At 60.1% G+C, this 20,823-nt stretch carries 18 protein-coding genes; 13 read left to right on the plus strand and 5 right to left on the minus strand.

Annotated elements, in window-relative coordinates:
• Window positions 1-576 precede the first annotated feature (576 nt).
• On the minus strand, window positions 577-1,392 hold the full coding sequence (xdhC, locus tag NZK35_RS20305) for a xanthine dehydrogenase accessory protein XdhC (protein WP_259634354.1): 816 nt from the start codon (window positions 1,390-1,392) through the stop codon (window positions 577-579).
• Between the two features lie 30 nt (window positions 1,393-1,422).
• On the opposite strand from xdhC, the gene NZK35_RS20310 reads away from it, so the two are divergent.
• The 3 genes from NZK35_RS20310 to NZK35_RS20320 all read left to right on the plus strand — a co-directional run bounded on the left by NZK35_RS20310 (window position 1,423) and on the right by NZK35_RS20320 (window position 4,925).
• Window positions 1,423-2,055, plus strand: coding sequence for a nucleotidyltransferase family protein (locus NZK35_RS20310; RefSeq protein ID WP_259634355.1), 633 nt, complete (start codon window positions 1,423-1,425; stop codon window positions 2,053-2,055).
• Between the two features lie 126 nt (window positions 2,056-2,181).
• On the plus strand, window positions 2,182-2,643 hold the full coding sequence (locus tag NZK35_RS20315; protein ID WP_259634356.1) for a (2Fe-2S)-binding protein: 462 nt from the start codon (window positions 2,182-2,184) through the stop codon (window positions 2,641-2,643).
• A complete protein-coding gene (locus NZK35_RS20320; RefSeq protein ID WP_259634357.1) occupies window positions 2,640-4,925 on the plus strand; it encodes a xanthine dehydrogenase family protein molybdopterin-binding subunit in 2,286 nt (761 codons plus the stop codon). Before NZK35_RS20315 ends, NZK35_RS20320 begins: the two co-directional genes overlap by 4 nt.
• Here the strand turns inward: NZK35_RS20320 and NZK35_RS20325 are convergent.
• Window positions 4,922-6,373 carry a polysaccharide lyase 6 family protein gene (locus tag NZK35_RS20325; protein WP_259634358.1) on the minus strand — a complete coding sequence of 484 codons (1,452 nt, stop codon included), beginning with the start codon at window positions 6,371-6,373 and terminating at the stop codon, window positions 4,922-4,924. The two genes, NZK35_RS20320 and NZK35_RS20325, sit on opposite strands and share 4 nt — an antisense overlap.
• Before the next feature lie 211 nt (window positions 6,374-6,584).
• On the opposite strand from NZK35_RS20325, the gene NZK35_RS20330 reads away from it, so the two are divergent.
• From NZK35_RS20330 to NZK35_RS20350, 5 genes are all read left to right on the plus strand, one after another.
• Entirely contained in the window at window positions 6,585-7,838 is a 1,254-nt protein-coding gene (locus NZK35_RS20330) for an outer membrane protein assembly factor BamB family protein (RefSeq protein ID WP_259634359.1), read from the plus strand.
• 441 nt (window positions 7,839-8,279) lie between these two features.
• On the plus strand, window positions 8,280-9,032 hold the full coding sequence (locus tag NZK35_RS20335; protein WP_259634360.1) for an SDR family NAD(P)-dependent oxidoreductase: 753 nt from the start codon (window positions 8,280-8,282) through the stop codon (window positions 9,030-9,032).
• A 232-nt stretch (window positions 9,033-9,264) separates the two neighbouring features.
• Complete coding sequence (locus NZK35_RS20340; protein WP_259634361.1) at window positions 9,265-9,993, plus strand: CDP-alcohol phosphatidyltransferase family protein; 729 nt, start codon at window positions 9,265-9,267, stop codon at window positions 9,991-9,993.
• Window positions 9,990-10,970, plus strand: coding sequence for a phosphatidate cytidylyltransferase (locus NZK35_RS20345; protein ID WP_259634362.1), 981 nt, complete (start codon window positions 9,990-9,992; stop codon window positions 10,968-10,970). The genes NZK35_RS20340 and NZK35_RS20345 overlap by 4 nt, the downstream gene beginning before the upstream one ends.
• A 3-nt stretch (window positions 10,971-10,973) precedes the next feature.
• Window positions 10,974-11,621 (plus strand): lysophospholipid acyltransferase family protein, encoded by a 648-nt coding sequence (locus NZK35_RS20350; protein WP_259634363.1) that lies wholly within the window; start codon window positions 10,974-10,976, stop codon window positions 11,619-11,621.
• A gap of 31 nt (window positions 11,622-11,652) precedes the next feature.
• On the opposite strand, the gene cls is transcribed toward NZK35_RS20350, so the two are convergent.
• The gene (gene cls / locus NZK35_RS20355; RefSeq protein WP_259634364.1) at window positions 11,653-13,095 is read right to left on the minus strand and encodes a cardiolipin synthase; all 1,443 of its coding nucleotides are present in this window, start codon (window positions 13,093-13,095) and stop codon (window positions 11,653-11,655) included.
• A 315-nt stretch (window positions 13,096-13,410) separates the two neighbouring features.
• Window positions 13,411-13,764 carry a hypothetical protein gene (locus tag NZK35_RS34740; protein ID WP_323379647.1) on the minus strand — a complete coding sequence of 118 codons (354 nt, stop codon included), beginning with the start codon at window positions 13,762-13,764 and terminating at the stop codon, window positions 13,411-13,413.
• Window positions 13,765-13,967: 203 nt separating this feature from the next.
• Here NZK35_RS34740 and NZK35_RS20365 point away from each other — a divergent pair, with 203 nt between their 5' ends.
• From NZK35_RS20365 to NZK35_RS20375, 3 genes are read left to right on the plus strand one after another with little or no spacing between them, the layout of a single operon-like run.
• The gene (locus NZK35_RS20365) at window positions 13,968-15,191 is read left to right on the plus strand and encodes a sensor histidine kinase (protein ID WP_259634365.1); all 1,224 of its coding nucleotides are present in this window, start codon (window positions 13,968-13,970) and stop codon (window positions 15,189-15,191) included.
• 18 nt (window positions 15,192-15,209) lie between these two features.
• Window positions 15,210-15,758 (plus strand): response regulator, encoded by a 549-nt coding sequence (locus NZK35_RS20370; RefSeq protein WP_259634366.1) that lies wholly within the window; start codon window positions 15,210-15,212, stop codon window positions 15,756-15,758.
• Window positions 15,755-16,273, plus strand: coding sequence for a hypothetical protein (locus NZK35_RS20375; protein ID WP_259634367.1), 519 nt, complete (start codon window positions 15,755-15,757; stop codon window positions 16,271-16,273). The genes NZK35_RS20370 and NZK35_RS20375 overlap by 4 nt, the downstream gene beginning before the upstream one ends.
• A gap of 133 nt (window positions 16,274-16,406) precedes the next feature.
• On the opposite strand, the gene NZK35_RS20380 is transcribed toward NZK35_RS20375, so the two are convergent.
• Complete coding sequence (locus NZK35_RS20380; RefSeq protein ID WP_259634368.1) at window positions 16,407-17,702, minus strand: sialidase family protein; 1,296 nt, start codon at window positions 17,700-17,702, stop codon at window positions 16,407-16,409.
• A 257-nt stretch (window positions 17,703-17,959) separates the two neighbouring features.
• Between NZK35_RS20380 and efpL the strand changes: the two genes are divergently transcribed.
• Both efpL and NZK35_RS20390 read left to right on the plus strand, forming a co-directional pair.
• On the plus strand, window positions 17,960-18,523 hold the full coding sequence (gene efpL / locus NZK35_RS20385) for an elongation factor P-like protein EfpL (protein WP_259634369.1): 564 nt from the start codon (window positions 17,960-17,962) through the stop codon (window positions 18,521-18,523).
• Window positions 18,524-18,608: 85 nt separating this feature from the next.
• The gene (locus NZK35_RS20390; RefSeq protein ID WP_259634370.1) at window positions 18,609-20,720 is read left to right on the plus strand and encodes a transglutaminase family protein; all 2,112 of its coding nucleotides are present in this window, start codon (window positions 18,609-18,611) and stop codon (window positions 20,718-20,720) included.
• The last annotated feature ends 103 nt before the right edge of the window (window positions 20,721-20,823 follow it).

Consider the following 20,823-nt stretch of genomic DNA (forward strand, 5'->3'; position numbering starts at 1 on the left):
TCGCGCCAGCGCGAGCGGCGGCGCTAAATCTCGATTTAGCGGTGTTGGGCGCGAACCCTGCCGCTAACAAGCATCACTCCGTTAGGTGTCAAAGGAGAGCGGCAGCGAACCGAGTATCCCGGAGGGATGCCAGCGAGTAGCCGGAGGTCAGCGCAGCGCCACCTCCGGGAAGCACGTCCCACAAAAATCCCCTCGACCCCGGACGGGGTCGCAGCGAATCAATCCGCCGGCGGTGCGGCAGTCTCCGTTCGTAGAGGAGTCGATCGGTGAGCTTGAGCGTGCGGGCTGGCCGGGTCCGAGGGCGCCGATGTCATTTGCTTCGACACCCTTCGGGGTCGCATCTGACGGGGGACCGGATGTCCGGAAGTGTCGCTTCGCTCACCTCCGGCTACTGGCTCGGACCCCGTCGGGGTCAGGCCGTGCGGCCTGCCGCTAACACCTCGTCAAACGCAGGGAATAAATGATTCACAGCGTTGCCCGGAAGGGTCGAAACGCCGCAGTCAGGAGCCCGGAGATGGGGGCGAGGTCGCGTGGTCACCGATTCGCCCGCCGACGGCCCCCGAGCCGACCATCGCGTCAAAACCGTTTGACCTTGTGCTGCAACACGCCGAGTTCATCACGTTTCTGGATCAGTTGCGCGAGGATGCTGATGGAGATTTCAGCGGGGGTGTTGTTGCCCAACGGCAGACCGATCGGACAACAAAAGGAATCAATTTTCTGCGGCGAGACGTTCAGCTGTTTCAGCTCGCGCCGCAACACGCTCGCCTTTTGGGGACTGCCGATCACACCAATGTATGGTGCGTCTCGCGTCTTCAGAAGCTCCGAAAGCACCGGTAAGTCCGTCGCGTGGCCCTTGCTGATCAAAACGAAAAACGTCCCCGATGGTTGCTCGCCGACCAGCTCTTGGGGGCGTTGGACGCATCGTTTCGTCAGCTTGGGATGATCGGGAATTTTTGTCAACCAATCGGATCGCGGGTCGATACAGGTGACGCGGCAGTGCAACTGGCACAGCAAGGGGACCAGCACCTGGGCGACGTGCCCGGCGCCGAACACCGCGATCGGCCAGTCGACTTTGCCGTGGACTTCGAAAAAAAGTTTGACCTCGCCGCCGCACGTCATGCCGATGTCCGTTTGCAGGTTCCAGGTCACCAGGTCACAACTGGTTCCCGTGGCGGTGGCGAGCAATTGCCGGGCATGCTCGATCGCGGCGGCTTCGATCTTTCCACCGCCGATGGTCCCCGATTCAATGCCTTCGGCCGTCACAATCGCCTTCGCACCGGTGATCTGCGGGGCACTGCCGCGAATGTCGATCAACGTCACGGTCACAAACGGTGTTTCCGATTGCAGCAGCGACGTTAGTCTCTGATGATATTGCACGACATCATACGTCATCTCGCATTCGCTCCGAATCTCGACTCCGCTGTGAACCAACCGCCTTCAAAATGTTATTCGATCGTTCCCGCCGCAGGAAGAAGCAAGCGGATGGGCGGCGCGAAACTGCTGTTGCCCTGGCGCGACGGATTGCTGATCGATCAGGTTCTGGCGGCTTGGACCGACAGCCGAGTCGACGAAGTCGTCGTCGTGGTGCGGAAAGACGACCAGGCGCTGACCGAAGCGTGTCGACGACACCGCGTGCATCTGGTCCACCCGAACGATGATCCGCTGGAGATGAAGACGTCGGTGCAGTGGGGATTGCGCGAAATCCAAACCCGATTGACACCCAAGGTTCATGATCGCTGTTTCATCGCACCCGCGGACGTGCCGACGCTTTCCTCTCGCATCATCGACCGGCTGATCGCGGCCGAATCGGATGCCTCGACCATTGTGGTCCCAGAATTCGGAGGCAAACCGGGACACCCGGCGTTGTTCCCGTGGCCGCTGACGGCGGAAATTTTCGAGCTGGGCCCCGACGAGGGCATTGACCGGATGGTCAAACGGCATCGGCAACTGGCGGTTCCCTTTCCCGCCGATCAACGTGTGGTGGATGTCGATACACCCGAGGAATACGAACGTTTGCGAGACGCGTTGCCTGAGGGCTGGAAAAAGAAGAGGTGAACAGTCGCCGAATTTGCGTTCCGTCTCCGAAGCGCCGAGGCGACTTCGGCGGCAGCGGTCTGTTAAACTCAACAACGGATGAATCGAATTCCACATTTCTGCCGCGGCATTTGCGAAAGGGACAAGATGACATCGATCAACGTGAACGGCAAAGTCCACGAGCTGGGAGACGTGCCCGACGACACGCCCCTGCTGTGGGTGCTGCGTGACCATCTTGGTTTGACCGGGACAAAATACGGCTGCGGGATCGCCGAATGCGGCATCTGCACCGTGCACATCGACGGCGACGCGATCCAATCGTGTATCACCCAGTTGGGCGAAGTCGGTGATTCTGAAATCACGACCATCGAGGGGCTTTCCGAAGACGGTTCCCACCCGGTCCAAAAGGCCTGGAAGGAACACGGCGTGCCGCAGTGCGGTTATTGCCAAGTGGGCCAGATGATGATGGCCGCCGCGATGCTGCAGTCCAACAACGATCCCAGCGACGATGACATCGACAGCGAGATGTGGAACATCTGTCGTTGCGGCACCTACCCGCGGATCCGCGCGGCAATCAAATCCGCGGCGAAGGAGATGCAGGCCAAATGAACGCTTCAATCCAATCACGCAATGGGATCTCGCGTCGCGGTTTCCTTGCCGGCGCGTCGGCCGGATCATTGGTCTTGATGGCCAAGGTCACCGGCGGCCAAGAAGTCGTCGTCGTGGGGGCGACCAAGGCCAATCTTGAATCCTTCGATCCCGACCTGTTCGTCTCCATCGCGCCCGACGGGATGGTTTCCATTCTGGCCCACCGCAGTGAGATGGGAACCGGGATTCGAACCAGCCTGCCCCGAGTCGTCGCCGACGAATTGGAAGCGGACTGGGAACGCGTGGAAATCGTTCAGGCGATCGGAGACAAACGACTCGGTGATCAAAACACCGACGGGTCCAACAGCATCCGGTTCTTCTTCGATCGCATGCGGGTCGCCGGAGCCACCGCGCGGACGATGTTGGAACGCGCCGCCGCAAACAAATGGGGTGTGCCGGTCGATCAGTGCAAGGCCGACAATCATCGTGTCGTGCATTCCAGCAGCGATCGTGCGATCGGGTTCGGCGAACTGGTTTCGATCGCCAGCACCCTGGACGTGCCGGCGGCCGACGAACTGACGATGAAACCGGCGTCGAAGTATCGCTACATCGGCAAGGACACGCCGATCACCGATATGGACGACATCCTGACGGGCAAGGCGATCTATGGGATCGACGCTCGGATGGAAAACCAGCTGTTCGCCGTCATTGCCCGTCCGCCCGTGGTCGGCGGGACGGTCAAGTCCTTCGACGCGACCGAAGCAAAGAAAATCCCCGGCGTGGTGGACGTCATTGAGATCCCCAAATTCGTGGGCGCTCCGCTGTTTCAACCACTCGGCGGTGTCGCCGTTTGCGCCGACAGCACCTGGGCCGCTTGGCAGGGGCGCGACGCGCTTGACATCCAATGGGACGATGGTCCCAACGCCAACTATGACACCGATGAATTCGCCAAGACCTTGGCGGCGGCGGCCAACCAGCCCGGCAAAGCGGTGCGGAACCACGGTGATGCCGACAAGGTCCTCGCTGAATCCGACAACGTGGTTCGCGCCGATTACTCCGTGCCACACTTGTCCCACGCTCCGATGGAGACGCCTTGCGCGGTCGCGGATGTCAAAACCCAAGGCGACAAAGTCGTCTCCTGTACCGTCACCGCCGCGACGCAGAACCCGCAAGCGGTCCAACAAGCCGTCGGCCCCGCGCTGGGCATGAAACCGGAAGACGTGATCGTCAACGTCACCCTGCTCGGTTCCGGATTCGGCCGCAAAAGCAAACCGGATTACTGCGTCGAAGCGGCCCTGTTGTCGCGAACGATCGGTCGGCCGGTTCACGTCACGTGGACACGTGAAGACGACATCCACAACGATTACTTCCACACGATTTCACACGTGCACCTGGAAGCCGCCGTGGACGACGACGGAAAACCGAACGCGTGGCTGGCTCGTGCCGCCTACCCGACGATCGGGTCGACGTTCAACCCGTTGGCAAAAGAACCGGCGGGGTTCGAAGTCGAAATGGGGCTGACCGATTGCCCCTACGACATCCCCCATTTACGGGTGGAAGTCGGTCAGGCGGCCGCGCACACGCGGATCGGCTGGTTGCGATCGGTCGCACACATCCAGCAAAATTTTGCGGTCTGTTCCTTTGCCGACGAACTGGCACATCATGCCGGGCGTGATCCCTATGAGCATCTGTTGGAGTTGTTGGGCGAGGATCGCCACCTGGACCTGAAAGCGATCGGGTTGTCCAACCGCGGTGCCTCGCCGACGGATTATCCCTACGACATCGGACGGCTCAAAGCGGTCACGCGACGTGCCGCGGAAATGGCCGACTGGCAACGTGGAAAACAGTTGCCCAAGGGCCGCGGACTCGGTATCGCTTGCTGCCGCGCATTCCTGGGTTACACCGGTCACGTCGTCGAAGTCGAAGTGTCCCAAGACGGCAAACTGCGGATCCCCAAGGTTTGGGTCGCGCTGGATGCGGGGCTGATCGTCAGCCCCGACCGCGTGCGAGCCCAGGTCGAAGGCGCCGCGATCATGGCCACGACTCAGGCGCGTTACGGCAAGATCACCTTCAAAAACGGTCGGGTGCAGCAATCCAATTACGATGACTACTCCATGGTCACGATGAGTGATGCCCCGCGCGAAATCATCGTCGATGTGATCGACAGCAAGGCCGCGCCGGCCGGTGTCGGTGAAACCACGGTGCCGTCCTTTGCTCCCGCTCTCTGCAATGCGATCTTTGCGGCAACCGGAAAACGCATCCGCGATCTGCCGCTCCGCGACCACGACCTTTCCTGGAGCTAACGCGGGCGCCAGGCCGGCCCGGTGTTCTCCACCGAAGGCCAGACGCGATGCGCCGTGGTCGGGTCATCACATCCGGCCAATGCGTTTGCACCGCGGGGAAAATCGTCGAGATCGTTCTTGACGATGTCCGGAACGTCGCAGCGAAGTGAATGCGCATCGCTCGGCCGCAACAATCCATCGGCCGCGCGTTGCAAGGACAGTTCGACGCGGGGGAACTGCATGGAGGTGTCACGATCTTCACCACCGAGCTGTTGCAAATTTCCTTGCCAAACGAAGTCCTTCGGTTCGGCATGGATTCGAAACAGCTGCCATTTCACCGGCATCAAAATGTTGCCGACGATTTGACAGTCACTCGGATTGGCAGATTGCTTTTTACCGGCCCCCATGCCGATTTCCATCGACACCTTGCAATCAATGAACGTGTTGTGGGCCACGACTGCGCCACGAACGGGTGCGTACGTGTTGAGCGCCCCATCGGGTATCCCGTTCATCATGCACAGTGCGGCCCGTTCGGCGTCGCCCCGCAGGCCTTCGAAATAGTTGTTCGTGACGCGGTGGTCTTGGCCGATCAGACGCACGCCGCCGGTACCGCGTTGCTTTCTGCCGAGAAAAAGGTTTCCATCGACCAGACAGCGATGGCCGTGTCGCAGGGTCAGCGCACCGGCGCAGGAATCAAAAACGTTGTGCCGGTAGATGTTGCCGCACGACTTGTTGGAAACGATCTCCGCTTCACCGTCGCATCGGTAAAAGTAATTGTCTTCGACGACGCTTCCGCACTCCAGTTCCGAGACTTCGCTGGTGCCGATGCGAATCGTCTCGCCGCCGTTCCGCCCCAGTTCCGGACGGGGACCGAAGTGGTTGTGATCGATGCGGTGGTTCTCGGCAAACTCGCTGACCCAGACGACCAATGTGGTCCCTCGGCTCTTTTTGCCGCCGAAGTAGCAATGGTCGACACGATTGTGGGTGCCGTAGATCGACAGCCACCGGGATTCGATCCCCGCATCGGAATCCGCCGTCTGTTCGAACCAGCACTGCGTGACTCGGCAATCATGCGCAAGACGTTGGCTGTGCGTTCGCAGTTGCATCACATCGCTGACGCCCGCCGGATCGCGAAAGGCAAACCCGGTGACGTTGACATGGGTTCCCGAAACTCGAAATTCCGTCGCGCCAGAAAACACCACACCGCCGGGGTGTTGCGGGCGAATGACGATCGGTGCGTCTTTCGTTCCCGGCAACCGTTCGAACGTCAGCTTCGCATCCTTCCAGTCGCCGTCGGCGAGCACGATCGAGTCACCGGCAGCGATCTGCTTGAGTACGGATTTCAGTTCGCCGGGCTGCCCGATCAGGACTTCTTTGCCCAGAACCGGGCATTGCAGCAGTGCCGCGAGGCAGCCCAACAGGAGTGCAACAGGAGTGACCACGGGGGAACGTCCAAGCCTGTCAACCATGCCAAAGCTCTTGATGGGGTTTGCCAGCTGCGTCGGTCGGCGCGTCAGGTAGACGATACACTCAATGAATTCCTGAAACACCGGAGCATTCCACCGTTTTACCCGATCCGGGAGCCGACCGCCGGTGTTGATTCAGTCCCGGCGGTCCCACCGATCGAAGTCGCGAGAAGACTGACCCGAAATCATTTTCAACACAAAAAGAGCCGAATCGATGCGTCTATCCGCAGTTGTCGCCCTCTGCGTTTCCTCCGTCTTCACCGCCACGATCGCCGCCGAGGACTGGTCGCGTTTTCGCGGCCCCAAGGGCCAGGGGATCGCGGAGGGGACGATCCCCCTGACCTGGAGTGTCGAGAAGAACCTGGCCTGGTCCGTGGAACTTCCCGGGGAAGGCTCCTCGTCGCCGATCGTCGTCGACAATCGCGTCTTCGTGACTTGCTATTCCGGCAGGGGCTCCGATGCCCAACGGCACATCGTGTGCCTCGACGCGGATTCGGGAAAGCAGCTTTGGACCGATGCGATCAGCGGCCCGGCACGCGAAGACGCGTATCAGGGATTCATCACCGAACACGGCTATGCCAGCGGCACACCGGTTTGCGATGGGAAACACGTCTATGCGTTCTTCGGCAAAGCCGGCGTGGTCGCCTGGACCGTCGAGGGCAAGAAAGTGTGGCAGCGAGACGTCGGCCAGATGTCCAGCAATCGGCAGTGGGGATCCGGTTCAAGCCCGGTGCTGCACGACGGGATCTTGATCGTCAATGCATCCGAGGAGGCGCGGGCGATCATCGGTTTGGATGCCGCGACGGGCAACGAGCTTTGGAAGGCCGAGTACGATCTTCTGGAACTCTGCTACGCGACACCGATCCTGGCCAAGGGCGAAGGCGACGTGATTGAAGCGGTGATTTCGATGCCCGGCGAAGTTTGGGGGCTGAACGCGACCACCGGTAAGATCCGTTGGTTTTGTGAGATCGGAAACGGCGGCAACGTCAGCCCCAGTGTCGTTCTCAGCGAGGATGCGTTCTACACCTTCGGCGGCTATCCGTCGCAACAGACCAACGCGATTCGTCGTGGCGGTCGCAAGGACATCACCGACACGCACCACCTCTGGGAAACCCGCGACAGCAGCTACGTTCCGACACCGCTGTACTTCGAAGGTCATCTTTACTGGGTCGATCATCGTGGCCAAGCCTTTGTCGTCGATGCCAAGACCGGAGAAACCGTGACGCGCGAACGTTTGGATGACCTCAAGTCGGGCGGCAGTCCCGTGTATGCCTCACCGATCAAAGTCGGAGAGCACCTTTATGTCGTCACGCGTCGCAGCGGGACGTACGTCTTTCAAGCGACCCCCGAAATGAAGCAGGTTGCCAAGAGCGAACCGCTGGACGAATCGGACTTCAACGCCACACCGGCCATCTCGAACGGGCGAGCGTTCCTGCGCAGCAACCAAGCGGTCTATTGCGTGAAGTAGGCTGGGAGGCGTTGCCGATGACATCCGCCGGTTCTCGCCAGAGAACGCTGTATCCCGAAGGGATGAAAACGCGTAGCCGGAGGTGAACGCAGCGACACCTCCGGGAACCAACGCCTGAGAGTTTGGCCGACCCCGGACGGGGTCGCGCTGTGAAGCATTTGTTAGCGGTAGGGCGCGAGCCCTCCGGTGTTTCACGCTGAACCGGACGGCTCACGGACTGTCGGTTTTGTGAGCCGTGACGCGTCAGCGGCCGGGCATTCCGACGCCCGCCCGAGGCCTTACGGCCGGCGGCTCACCATTCACTCAACAGTTCCCCACTAAACCGACAGCCCGCTCGCGCCGTTCCGCTAACACCTTCAGGCTACTCCCGGGGCTCTCGACGGGATATGTTAGCGGCGTCGTTCCTCATCTCCCATCCTCCATCCGTTGAATTATCTCTCGATGCCAACTTCACGTCCCGTTGCACTTGTGACCGGATCCGCGACCGGTGTCGGCCGCGCCTGCGTGCTGCAATTCGCCCGCCGCGGATATGATGTCGTCGTCAACTACTCCCGCAGCGAGGCAGAAGCCCTGGAAACTGCCGGCGAAGCCAAGGCCTTGGGCGCGAAGGTGCTTGTGGAAGGTTGTGACGTTTCCGATGATGCCCGCGTCCGGAAAATGGTGCTCAACGTCGGCGAAGCCTTCGGGCGATTGGACGTCTTGGTCAACAACGCAGCGACGACATCCTTCATCGAACATCGCGACCTGGAAGCACTGACCGAATCGATGTGGGACCGGATGTTGGCGGTCAATTTGAAGGGCGCGTTCTTTGTCACGCGGGCGGCCGCGGACTTGTTGCGAGCCAGCGGCTCGGGAAGCGTTGTCAATGTCAGTTCCGTCGCCGGGATCACCGGCAGCGGTTCCTCGATCGCCTACTGCGCGTCGAAGGCCGCCTTGAACACGATGACCAAATCACTGGCCCGCGTGCTGGCACCCGAAGTCCGCGTCAACGCGGTTTGCCCGGGTCCGATCGACAGCCGTTGGATCAAGGAAGGCAACCCGAAATGGGATCTGGATGCGATGGTGGCCGGCTATCCGATCCCCAAGGCGTCCCAGCCGGACGACATCGCCGACGCGGTGCTGTTCTTCGCCACCGGGACCGCGATGGCAACCGGACAGATCCTGAGCGTCGACGGCGGTCAGACGCTGCTGTAGTTCGGCAGTCTGGAAAGTGGCGTAAGCTTCCAGCTTGCGATTCCGGCAACGCAAGCTGGAAGCTGGCGCCACGTTCCTCTTCCGCAGGTCTCTACAGGGATGAAGCCGATTTCAACTGCGGAACCCTGCTAAGCTAGTAGCTAAACTCTGGATGGTCGTGGGCACCGTCTGGGGATGGCGATCGCCGTGATGGGGTGGTGGGTGACGACATGTACTCGATGGGTCTGCGATCATGAATGAAGTCGAGGGACGACGCCCGCTGAAGACACGCAATTGGCGGGTGTTTCAGTACGCAGCGGAACGACTGGCGCAGACCCGCGTGACGCCCAACATGATCAGCACCTCCAGCATCGTCTTTGGCGTCATCGCCGGTTTGGCGCTCGCCGGAACGTCGATGGCGGGATCGTCTGGAGCGCTCGCAATCCTCTATCTGGCGGCAGCCGGTTGCATGCAACTGCGATTGATCGCCAACTTGCTCGACGGCATGGTGGCGGTCGAAGGCGGAAAAGCGTCACCGGTCGGCGTGTTGTACAACGAGGTCCCCGACCGTCTCTCGGACGTCGCGATTCTGATCGGCGCGGGATACTCGTTGGCATCGCGAGCGGAACTGGGGCTGGCGGCGGCGGTCGTTGCCGTCTTTGTCGCTTACGTCCGCGCCATCGGATCCAGCGCCGGTGCGGGTGAAGTCTTCGTCGGGCCGATGGCCAAGCCCCAGCGGATGGCATTGATGACGTCCGGGTGCGTCCTGTGTGCGTTGCTCTCACTGGCAAGCTCGGGACTGTCCGGACGCTGGCAAGCCCCCGTGATGGGAGCGGTTCTAGGATTGATCATCGTCGGCGGTGTCATCACGTCGGTGCGTCGCCTGATGGTCATTTCCGAATCACTTCGTGCCCAGATGCGACGTCCGGTCGAAATTCCCGCGGACGATCGGTCCGCCGCAGAATCCGCACTGGGGGAATGAGTTTGTTTGACCACCTGTCGACGGAGATTTGTCTGACGTTTGCGGCGATCGCAGGATTGCTGTTGCTTGCCAACGTGATCCTCATTTTGCGTAAACGTGCCGATCCCGACCGCGATGACACAGAATTGGTGCTTCGCGTCCGGACGTGGTGGATCATCGTCGGTTGCTTCGCATTCATGGTTGCCGTTTCCAGAACGACTGCAGTCGCTTTCTTGGGATTCGTCAGCTTCCTCGCTTTCAAGGAGTTCTTGTCACTGATCCCGACGCGGCGGGCAGATCATCGTGTGTTGTTCTGGGCCTACCTGGCGATCCCGTTTCAGTACTGCTGGGTTGCGATCGCCTGGTTCGGGATGTTCGTGATCTTCATTCCGGTCTACATGTTCCTTGGACTTCCGACTCGCATGGTGTTGATCGGCGAAACCAAGGGGTTCCTGAGAGCGATCGGGACAGTCCAGTGGGGGCTCATGACAACGGTTTTCAGCCTCTCGCATGCGGCAATGTTGATGATGATCCAGCCGGGTGATTCGGCCCGCGTTCCCGCGGTTTGGGCTGACGAAGCCTCCAAGGCATCCGGCGGCGCGGCTCTGTTGGTGTTGCTGGTCTTGCTGACTCAGTTCAACGACGTCGCGCAATTTTGTTGGGGAAAAACGATCGGCAAGCGGAAGGTCATTCCAAAGGTCAGCCCGGGCAAGACGGTCGGCGGATTGATCGGCGGAATCGCGTCCACCGTCGCTTTGGCGGCCTGCGTCGGCCCCTGGTTGACGTTTCTTGACCTGCCGCGATCGCTATTGGCCGGGTTGATCATCGGCGTTGCAGGCTTCGCGGGCGATCTTTCGATTTCCGCACTCAAACGCGATCTAGGCGTGAAAGACGCCGGCCATACGTTGCCCGGACACGGGGGAGTCCTGGACCGAGTCGACAGCCTGACCTACACCGCCCCGCTGTTCTTTCATTTCATCTATTACTGTTACGGTTGAACGATGACGGACCTGCTGCGATTTGTCTACTTTCTGTTCATCGTCCGACCGGTCATCTTGATTGTGATCGGCCTGAATGTCCGACGAGCAAATCAATTGCCAGAGAAAGGGCCGGCCGTCGTCGTCGCCAATCACAACAGCCACCTCGACACGATGGTCCTCATGACCCTCTTCGGGATGCGGCGGTTGAAGGATGTTCATCCGGTCGCCGCGGCAGATCATTTTTTGCGCAACCGGCTGATGGCATGGTTTTCAACAAAGATCATCGGAATCATTCCGCTGGAACGCGAAGTGAAAGGCGTCCGCCGAGACCCTCTGGCTGGAATCTGCCAGGCACTCGATGATGACAAGATCCTGATTCTATTTCCGGAAGGCAGTCGGGGGGCGCCCGAGATCCGAGACGAATTCAAAACGGGCATCGCGCACGTCGCCAAACGCTACCCCGAAGTTCCCTTTACGCCAGTTTTCATGCATGGTTTGGGACGTTCGCTTCCCAAAGGCGAAGGCATCTTGGTGCCTTTCTTTTGCGACGTGTTCATCGGCCCGCCGGTTCATTGGACCGGGAAAAAGGACACGTTCATGCAAACGATTTGTGATGCCATGAACGAACTGGAAGCGGAAAAAGAAATCCCGCGTTGGGAACCTTCTTGAGGCGGCCGAGAAGGCTACGCTGTGAAGGGTTTCAGAGGATCGGAGCGAACAGGCGTGCGATTTGCGAGCCGGCAACCGACCACCAGCGCCGCGCGGCAAGTTCGTCTCGAGTGATTTCTCTTGAATTGGCAAAGTCCTTCGTCAGCATCTGTTCGACTTCGTCCGTGAATTCATCGTCGATCGTCAGCACGGTGATTTCAAAATTCAATCGAAACGAGCGGTTGTCGAAATTCGCGGTCCCGATCGCCGAAGCGTAGCCATCGACCAGAACGACTTTCTGGTGCAAAAACCCATCACCATACTCATACACCTTCACCCCGGCCTGGATCACCTGATTGACGTAAGACATCGCGGCGAGCTTGATCCACGGCTTGTCCGGTATCCCGGGGATCAAGACACGCACGTCGACACCGCGAAACGCCGCCAATTGCAGCGCGGTGATCACGCCTTCGTCGGGAACAAAGTAAGGCGTCGCGATCCAAATCCGCTCGTCAGCCGAATTGATCGCATGCGTAAAGAACAGCCCGCAGGTCTCGTAGTCATCGGCGGGACCGCTCGGCAGCACAAACACCATCCGGTCATGGTCGTTTGACGGTTGCGGTTCCCAACTGACCGTGGGCATCGTTTCGGTCGCCCAGTACCAGTCTTCGACGAAGGCGAGTTGGGTCGCGAGCACGGCCGGGCCGCTGATCGACAGGTGTGTATCGCGCCAGGGAGACAGCCTCGGGTGCTTGCCGATGTATTCATCCCCGACGTTGTGCCCGCCGACAAACGCGATCCGGCCGTCAACGACAACGATCTTGCGATGGTTACGAAAGTTAATCTGAAATCGGTTTCGCCAGCCCCGCGTCGTCCTCATCCCCGTGACGTGGACGCCGGCGGCGGTCAGTTCGTTGACGAACGCTTTGGGAATGCCGCTGGATCCGATGTCGTCGTACAGCAGGTAGACCGACAAACCACGTTTCGCCTGTGCGATCAACCGGTCTTTCAGTTGTCGCCCCAGCGAGTCATCGTGAATGATGAAGAACTGAACCAAAATGTAGGTTGTGGCCGCATCGATCTCCGCAAAGATCGCATCGAAGGTGGCTCGCCCGTTGATCAACAGCCGCGTGTCGTTGTTTCGAGTGAATCGCATTCGGGCGAGTTGTTCCAATGCACGCGCGTCTCCAAACCGAGAGCCCAGGTCCACGACGTGGGGCGCCAATTTGCGGCGGACTTCGTCCAAATTCTCGATCGCATCGCTGGTCCTGTCACGACGCAAATCGACGTAGCCTTGGAATTTGTTACGCCCGAAAATCCAGTACGCGGGGACCGCAAAAAAAGGCCACGTGATCAGAGTGATCGCCCAGGCGACGGCACCCTGTGAGGTCCGTGTCGTCATCACCGCCTGGACGGCGGACAGAATGCCGAGCAACACGAAGACAAAAACGGTGGCTCCAAAGAGCGACAAGTTGGTGGGAGAGGGATCGATCATGAACCAATTGTTGCCGGGTGGCGGGGCGGACAATGGTGATTCTAAGCGATCACCGCATCGCTGACGAACAAACCGACATTTTCTTCCTCCCCACCGACGTGATGCAGACCCTCTGCTGGAGCTGCTGGGTTGTCGCTCTTTCAGATCCCGAACCTTTCCGCGGCGCTGCGTTTCCTTTCAGCTAAAACTGTCGATGGACATCTTTTCTTGTCATCAGGCCCCCGATCGCATGCACTTGTTCGAACCGATGCGGGAACCTTGTGGACCGACGTTGCGGCGACGACGTGCGGACCGGAGCACGTCACCGTCCAAGTGTCATTGGTCGGATTGTGCCGCACCGATCTGGCCGTCGCTTCGGGCAGATTGAAAGTCCAGACGCCCCGAGTCCTGTTGGATCGACGCCAGAGCCGGCCGGGCAAATAGATAGAGCATGTTCGTGTGACAGGTCACACATTTTTTCTCTTTCTGCCAGGTCAGCGCGGCACGATCCAAATAAATCGCCGACTGCTTGGCCGAAAACCTCTCCGCCAAGGGTTCATCGGCGGTGATGAGTTCACGCTCCGCGGGGACCGATTGCAGCGTGACGATGCCTTGGGCGTGGACGACCGAGGCGACGAAACAAGAGAGGAATTCGAAAAACACCGTGGCAGCTTGTTGCTTCGTCGTCATCGATCGCCCAGTTGAGCTTGGGGAGCCTGCATTGACGGCACGCCGATTCCTTTTTCCTGGTCCGTCAAGATTCAAGGTTTTGCCACCTAGCCTGACGAGACCTGCCAAACTATACCGTAAACTGCAACGCCGTAGCGGATTGCGTACTGACCCTACAGCGGGCAGACGTCGGAGCTGGAACCCTCGCCAAGGAAATGCCGGTCATGAAAATACTGGTTGCCGACGACTCGGCGATGATGCGGCACGTGTTGGTCGAGTCGCTGAAACAATGGGATTATGAAATCGTCGCAACCGAGAACGGTGCCGAGGCCTGGGAACGTTATCAACAGGAGCGTTTCCCGCTCGTGCTGAGCGATTGGATGATGCCCGAAATGGACGGGTTGGAACTGGTCACGCGGATCCGCGCCAACCAGTCGACCGACTACACCTACATCATCCTGCTGACGGCGAAATCGGAAAAAGAGGATTTGGTTCATGCGATGGAGGCAGGGGCCGATGATTTTTTGATCAAGCCATGTGATACCGAGGAGTTGCGTGTACGTGTCCGCGAAGGCGAGCGGATCATCCGGCTGGAACAATCGCTGGCCGAACAAAACCGTAGACTCCGCGAGACGCAAGCCGCCTTGGTGCAAAGCGAGAAACTCGCTGGCCTGGGACAACTGGCCGCCGGCATGGCGCATGAAATCAACAACCCGATCTCCATCGTCGCCAACAATTTGTCGGTGCTCCGCCGTGAAGTCGCCGTTCTGGTCGAAACCCTTTCAAGCTACCGCCGGCTGAGTGAAACGTTGACCGCGGCCCGACCGGATCTGGCCGACGAAATTCGCCAATTGGAAGAGGACTGCGATTGGGAATGGACCGAAGAAAACCTGCCGCGGCTATTTGAAAGTTCGTCCAAGGGGCTCAAACGGGTTCGAGACATCGTCAATAATCTTCGTGATTTCGCTCGACTCGACGAAGCCGAGCTCGATGAGATGGACATCAACGCGGCGATCACGTCCACCCTGCAAGTGCTGGCCCACAAAAAGAAAGCCGGCCAGGTCTCCGTGGAACGGTGCCTGCGCGACGATTTGCCCCGCGTGGTTTGCCATCCGGCCAAGATCCATCAGGTACTGTACAATCTACTGCTAAACGGCATCCAAGCAACCGCGCCCGGTGGGCGTTTGATTGTGCGGACGTCAGCGGACGAGGATGGAACGATCACCGTCGAAGTGGAAGATCATGGCAGTGGCATCGAAGCCGAGCACCTGCCACGCATTTTCGATCCATTTTTCACGACCAGACCGGTCGGCGGGGGAACCGGTTTAGGTTTGGCGATCAGTTACGGAATCGTCCGTGACCATGGCGGTACGATCGAAGTGGAAAGCGAGATGGGGCGGGGAAGCACCTTCCGTGTGACGCTACCGCCACGCCCCAAAACCGAGTGACATTTGCGTGGAGCGACGATGAGCGGAAAGACGCCGTTGAAACATTCGATCTTAATCGTTGACGACGAACCCGAAATCCTGTTTTCGATCAAGGGTTTGTTGCGACGTGAGTTCAACCTGTACACCGCCGAAAGCGGAGCGGAAGCGTTGGAAATCCTGCGTGTGCATCCCATCCACGTCGTGATGACCGATCAACGGATGCCGGAGATGACGGGCGTCGAATTGATCGGCAAGGTGAAATCGGAATACCCCGATGCGATCCGCATGGTCTTCACCGGCTATGCCGACATCAAAGCGGTGATCGACGCGATCAACAAGGGAGGGCTGTTTCGCTACATCACCAAACCCTGGGACCCCGACGAATTGGTGGACGTGCTACGCGAAGCCGCCGCCGAATATGACCGACTGGTCGAACGACGACGGTTTTTTGCGGACCTGAAAGAACACCTCGGACAGGGCCAAGACTACGCCAAGCGACTCGTCGGCCAGACGACCGAAGCCAAGGAGGTGAATCGATACCTCGAAAACGCATCGCAACTTCTGACCCGACTTCAGCAGCAACGATGACCGACAAAGAACCCGTCTTGCTGACGGTCCTGATCGAATCGGTGACGCGACGCTGGTCGGTCGCCGGCGTCACGCCCGACGGCCGAGGTGTGCCACTGATGTGCACCGAACCGGGTGACTTCGATGCCGTCGTCGGCCAGACGCTCGACGAACAAGCCAGCTACCTCCGCCATCGCTTGTCCGGTGTCTTGCAACGCGGCTGTGATCGACTTTGGGGACGACAGATGAAACCACGCCACATCGTCTTCGTCGCCGACGAACCCCTTCGACGCTCCCACCCGGACCTGACACAACGCGTCGCCGATCATTTCGTGGAGTGGATGACCAGCCCGCCCGTGGCGTTCTTTGTCTGCACAGGCGGATGGTCCGGCGACGCCGAGTTGACGCTCGATGCCGTCGCCGGTGAATTGGACCCATCGGACCAAGACTGCCTCACCACGGCATTGCCAACGCTGATCAAGAAACTCGATGATCGACAGGCCTGGGAATTCGCGGCCAGCAAGCCGCCGGCCTAACCCAACGTCTTTGCCGCATCACCGATGCTTGGCTAAGGAGGTCGTGCAGTTTTGAAAGCAACCCTCCTGGAAGGAGGGTCGAGCGAAGCGAGGGGAGGTCGTTGGTCAGTGGCGAACGCCGCGATGCCCCACGCTATCTCTTCGGTTTGATGAACAACACTTCGCCCCGCTCGATCCAGCCCTTTCTCAGGTCGACCCGGAACCAACCCTCGGCGTTCTGACGGTGAAAGCGGACGGCGGATCGTTTGCCGAATTGCTTGAGGTCGTACTGCGCCCAGCTCTTTCCCATATCGGTAGAAATGATGAATCCGGTGTCGTACGGCGACGCGGGTGCGTAATGCGCCGACAAGATCACACCGTCCTGGATGATCATGTTGGCGGATTCGTATTCAGGATTGAACAGCAGGGTGTGCTTGGACATGTCCGCCAGGTCGGCCGGGTCGCAGCTAAAAATGCCGCGGTCATGCGGCATCACACCGTTGCGGCCGTTGGCGTCAGACGCCCAGTAGAGCCGGCCATCGACAAAATTGATGCCGCCGGATTTGTATCGCGAATTGGAATTGACCGACACCAGCACCGTCCAGTCCCAGGAGTCGTTTGCCGGGTCATAGGTGCCTCGCATCCAATGACATTCATGCACGTCGCCGCGCGCCCCATCCGCCCGATCATGGTCTCCCGTGCAAGCGTAAAACGCATTCTCGGCGGGATTGTAGGCGACCGAATGAACGTGACGGCACACGATCGGAATCTCGGGATCGCCCAGCAGATCCCCCGCGGCGGCGCCCTTCTGCTGGAACTGTGGACTCTGCCCAAACGAGAACGCGATCTTGACCGTCTGTCCTCCGTCGGTGGAGTAATAAAGGTTGATCGGAGCCGCGCCGCCGAGCACGTTGCAATAGTTTCCCCAAACCAACATCTCCGTCCCATCGACATCCCACGTGTGGACGCCATCGAGTGGATGGAAATACCAACCCGGGTTGTCAGGATCCAGCGGCGTGTGCGGCAGATAGTGATCGCCCTTGCGATCTTTGACGATGATCTGCTTGCACGACTTCAGGTTGTCGGTACTCAAGAACAGTTCCGTCAGTGTGGCGAAAAGAAGGTTGCCGCTTTTCAAGATGCAGCTGAACGTGATCTTGTCGGCGTCGGGAAACGGCAACCGGTGCGGCCACGTCGCGCCATTGTCCTCGGACAGATAAACCGCGCCATCATCGAATCCGAACGCTTTGTGGTCGCGTTGCGAATCGATGTAGGGACCTGGAGGCGCAAGTCGATACCAAAAGTGATCGGTGGAACCGACATCGGTCGCCGCCGCACATAGCCCCCCCGCACCGGGAAGCAGGAGACCGCCGGCTGAGGCGGATGCGGCGGCGAGGAACTGTCGCCGGGACCGGGGTGCGGAGAGCGTGGCTTTCGTTCGAAGTTTCATGGCGATTGGAACGGTTCCGGGTGGCCGACATTGGTGCTAGAACCACTCTAACAGCCGTCATCGGCCACCGCTACGGTTGACCGGAGGGCTTGCGCCCTGCCACGACCATGCATGCGGCGCCCCCGCGGAACCTCGGGCTGGAAGCCGATCCCACCGAGCGTCTAACGTGTGTCGTTGAGCAGCCGACTTCCGCCGCGTAGAATCTGCCGCTCATCCATTCCCTTCACCGGTTTACCAACGCTGGCGAAAAACCACACATGCTCGCAAAAGACATCAAGACAGGTACGGTCGTCGTTCATGAGGGTGCCCCCGTCCTGATCCGCGGCATCACCGTCCACTCGCCTTCGGCCCGCGGGGCGGCAACGCTGTACAAATTCCGCGCCCGCAATGTCCTGACCCGAAACAAGGTCGACATCACAATGAAGGGCACCGACGTGATCGAAGAAGCCGACTTCTCGCGTCGCGAAGTTCAAATGCTGTACACCGACGCGACGCATCTGTTCGTCATGGACAAGGAAGACTACCAGCAATACGAGTTGCCGCTGGAGGATGTCGAAGAGGAACTGAAGTACGTCACCGAAGGTTTGGAAGGCATGCGGGCGATGATTTACAACGACGGTTGCGTGGGGCTGGAATTGCCGGCGGCCGTGGAGTTGACGATCACGCAATGTGACCCCGGTGTCAAAGGCAATTCGGCAACCTCACGGAGCAAACCGGCAACCCTGGAAACCGGGCTGGTGGTCCAAGTGCCGGAATACATCAAAGAGGGCGAGCGGCTGAAGATCGACACCCGGACCGGGGAATACTTGGCTCGCGCATGATCGCTCGTGTGCAATCGCTCGTGTGCAATCGCTCGGGCCAGACGCGGCACCTTTAACCAACCAGGCTTGACGATGTGGAATCGCGATGGATCCTGACGACGACGTGATGCAAGCCTTGGCGAAGCACGACCAACGCGTGGAAGAGTCGGGGCGGTCGATCTGGGTCGGTGCGGAACCGACTTACACCGATCGGTTTTCGGAATCTCCCGAGTGGCTGTTCGATGCTCTCGGCGACGACAAACGGCACCGCGCCCTGGAAATGCTGGCACGGCTGGGACGCCACGAACATGGCGCCGCCGTCCTGCGTTGCGTCGGTCGCCAATATGGCGGCGAACCCCATCCACGCTGGTCGGTGGGCATCTACGCGCGACGCGACGGGGCACGCCTCTGGTCCGGTCCACCGGACCCCGCACTGGCGGCATCGCCGAAAACGGACACACCAACCAACCCGGCAGCGCTGGCCGCCACGCTCTCCAAAGCCCTGCGGGCGATCGGCTTGAACGCGATGACGGTTCAATCGCCGCTGCGGGAACGCCTGGTCTTCCGTACCGATGGCACCCCGCCGCCGAACTGTGCCACCAAGGAACCCGCGCTGGCCAGATCCTCGCTGCACAGCGAGCGGGTGGTGGGCGCCGAAGTCGAAGACGAATTGGCAGAGTCGGGAAACTATTTGATCGTTTGCTCGGATCAAGAGGGTGTTGCGAATCTGGAGCTTCCCAAAATTCCCGACGTCGAACTGTTCGGACGGTTGCTCGGTGCCATTTCAACGGCCACGCTGGAAATGGACCTGTCCGCCGTGATGCTCAGCGGACACGCCCCGCCGGTCGACCCGACCGTCAGCTGGACGACCATCACGCCTGACCCGGCGGTGATCGAAATCAACATGGCCCCGGTCGCCTGCACCGTCGATCTGCTGCAACACCTGCGTGACTTGGAAAACGCCGCGGAACAGGAGCGTCTTGCGCCCTTGCGGTTGCAGTACAACGGGGTGGAAAGCGATTCGGGCGGCGGCGGTCACATCACGCTCGGCGGAGCGCGGCCCACGGTCAGCCCCTTCCTGACCCTCGGACAGTTGTTGCCCAGCGTTGTTCGCTACTTCAATCGACACCCATCACTGTCCTACCTCCACGCCACCGATTCGGTCGGCCCCTCCAGCCAGGCGCCTCGGGTGGACGAAAGCCTGCATCATGATCTGTCAGATTTTGCGCTCGCGCTCGAACTCCTCAAGCGAACCGACAGCCCGACGCCGGACACGCTTTGGAATAGCCTCGCGCCATTTCTTGCGGATCCCTCCGGGAACAGCCACCGAGCCGAAATCAATATCGAGAAGCTTTGGAATCCCTTCCTGGGCGGGCGAGGATGCAACGGACTGGTCGAGTTCCGCGCGTTTCGCATGGCACCCTCCCCCGAGACGACTGCGGCATTAGCGGCCCTGCTGCGGGCCATCGTCACCATGCTCGCCGAGCAACCCTTCGACGAACCCCTGTCCGACTGGGGATCGGAATTGCACTCGCGGTTTTCGCTGCCGTATTACCTGCACCGCGACCTGAAAGAAGTCCTCGCCGATCTCGACGCGAGCGGTCTGGGGCTCGGCGATCCGCTGGTCAAACTGTTACTCCGCGACCGTGACCTGGTCCTCGCCGAACGGAAGCTCGGATCGGCGCATCTGGAGATCCGCAGGGCGCTCGAGTTTTGGCCGCTGGTCGGCGATGTCGCGACCCAAGAACGCGGCGGTTCGAGATTGATCGACTCCAGCACCTCGCGGATCGAAATACGATTGCGACCGACGGATCCGAACGAACTGCTGGATGACTGGAACGTCACCGTCGGCAACTGGTCGATCCCGCTGCAGCGCGTCGAAGATGACGAAGGGGAGGTTGTTCTGGTCGGCCTGCGTTACCGAAGTTTCGTCCCCCTCCGCGGACTGCACCCGACACTCGGCGCCCAGTCGCCGCTGACGCTCTGCTTGTCACACCCAAACGCCGGCCACTGGCATGTTTCGCTACATGACTGGCACCCCAAAAGCGAACCCTACGCTGGGCTTCCCGCCAACGTGGAGGAAGCCCGCCAGCGGCGCGAACAACGCTGCGTCGTCGAGCCGATCGACGCAAAGGCGATCGCGCCGACGGTCTCGCCACCCGGCGATGCCGTCTGCGATCAAATCGTGGATCTCCGCTGGCAGCAGCCCAAAGCGTAGTGATTGCAACCGGCGATTCAGGCACGGTTGATCATCAACGGGCTTCAGCCCAACACCGCAAAGTTAAGCGTGGTTTTGCTCAGGTCGGGGCCCGTAGGCTCGC

The sequence above is a fragment of the Stieleria sedimenti genome, from assembly GCF_025060895.1.
Lineage (GTDB): Bacteria > Planctomycetota > Planctomycetia > Pirellulales > Pirellulaceae > Stieleria > Stieleria sedimenti.

Coding starts and splice junctions, on each gene's coding strand:
- NZK35_RS20390 (WP_259634370.1), top strand. CDS start 18,609: ATGGATCCTGACGACGACGTGATGCAAGCCTTGGCGAAGCACGACCAA.
- cls (WP_259634364.1), bottom strand. CDS start 13,095: ATGATCGATCCCTCTCCCACCAACTTGTCGCTCTTTGGAGCCACCGTT.
- NZK35_RS20380 (WP_259634368.1), bottom strand. CDS start 17,702: ATGAAACTTCGAACGAAAGCCACGCTCTCCGCACCCCGGTCCCGGCGA.
- NZK35_RS20345 (WP_259634362.1), top strand. CDS start 9,990: ATGAGTTTGTTTGACCACCTGTCGACGGAGATTTGTCTGACGTTTGCG.
- NZK35_RS20330 (WP_259634359.1), top strand. CDS start 6,585: ATGCGTCTATCCGCAGTTGTCGCCCTCTGCGTTTCCTCCGTCTTCACC.
- efpL (WP_259634369.1), top strand. CDS start 17,960: ATGCTCGCAAAAGACATCAAGACAGGTACGGTCGTCGTTCATGAGGGT.
- NZK35_RS20325 (WP_259634358.1), bottom strand. CDS start 6,373: ATGGTTGACAGGCTTGGACGTTCCCCCGTGGTCACTCCTGTTGCACTC.
- NZK35_RS20375 (WP_259634367.1), top strand. CDS start 15,755: ATGACCGACAAAGAACCCGTCTTGCTGACGGTCCTGATCGAATCGGTG.
- NZK35_RS20335 (WP_259634360.1), top strand. CDS start 8,280: ATGCCAACTTCACGTCCCGTTGCACTTGTGACCGGATCCGCGACCGGT.
- NZK35_RS20370 (WP_259634366.1), top strand. CDS start 15,210: ATGAGCGGAAAGACGCCGTTGAAACATTCGATCTTAATCGTTGACGAC.
- NZK35_RS20365 (WP_259634365.1), top strand. CDS start 13,968: ATGAAAATACTGGTTGCCGACGACTCGGCGATGATGCGGCACGTGTTG.
- NZK35_RS20350 (WP_259634363.1), top strand. CDS start 10,974: ATGACGGACCTGCTGCGATTTGTCTACTTTCTGTTCATCGTCCGACCG.
- NZK35_RS34740 (WP_323379647.1), bottom strand. CDS start 13,764: ATGACGACGAAGCAACAAGCTGCCACGGTGTTTTTCGAATTCCTCTCT.
- NZK35_RS20320 (WP_259634357.1), top strand. CDS start 2,640: ATGAACGCTTCAATCCAATCACGCAATGGGATCTCGCGTCGCGGTTTC.
- xdhC (WP_259634354.1), bottom strand. CDS start 1,392: ATGACGTATGATGTCGTGCAATATCATCAGAGACTAACGTCGCTGCTG.
- NZK35_RS20340 (WP_259634361.1), top strand. CDS start 9,265: ATGAATGAAGTCGAGGGACGACGCCCGCTGAAGACACGCAATTGGCGG.
- NZK35_RS20315 (WP_259634356.1), top strand. CDS start 2,182: ATGACATCGATCAACGTGAACGGCAAAGTCCACGAGCTGGGAGACGTG.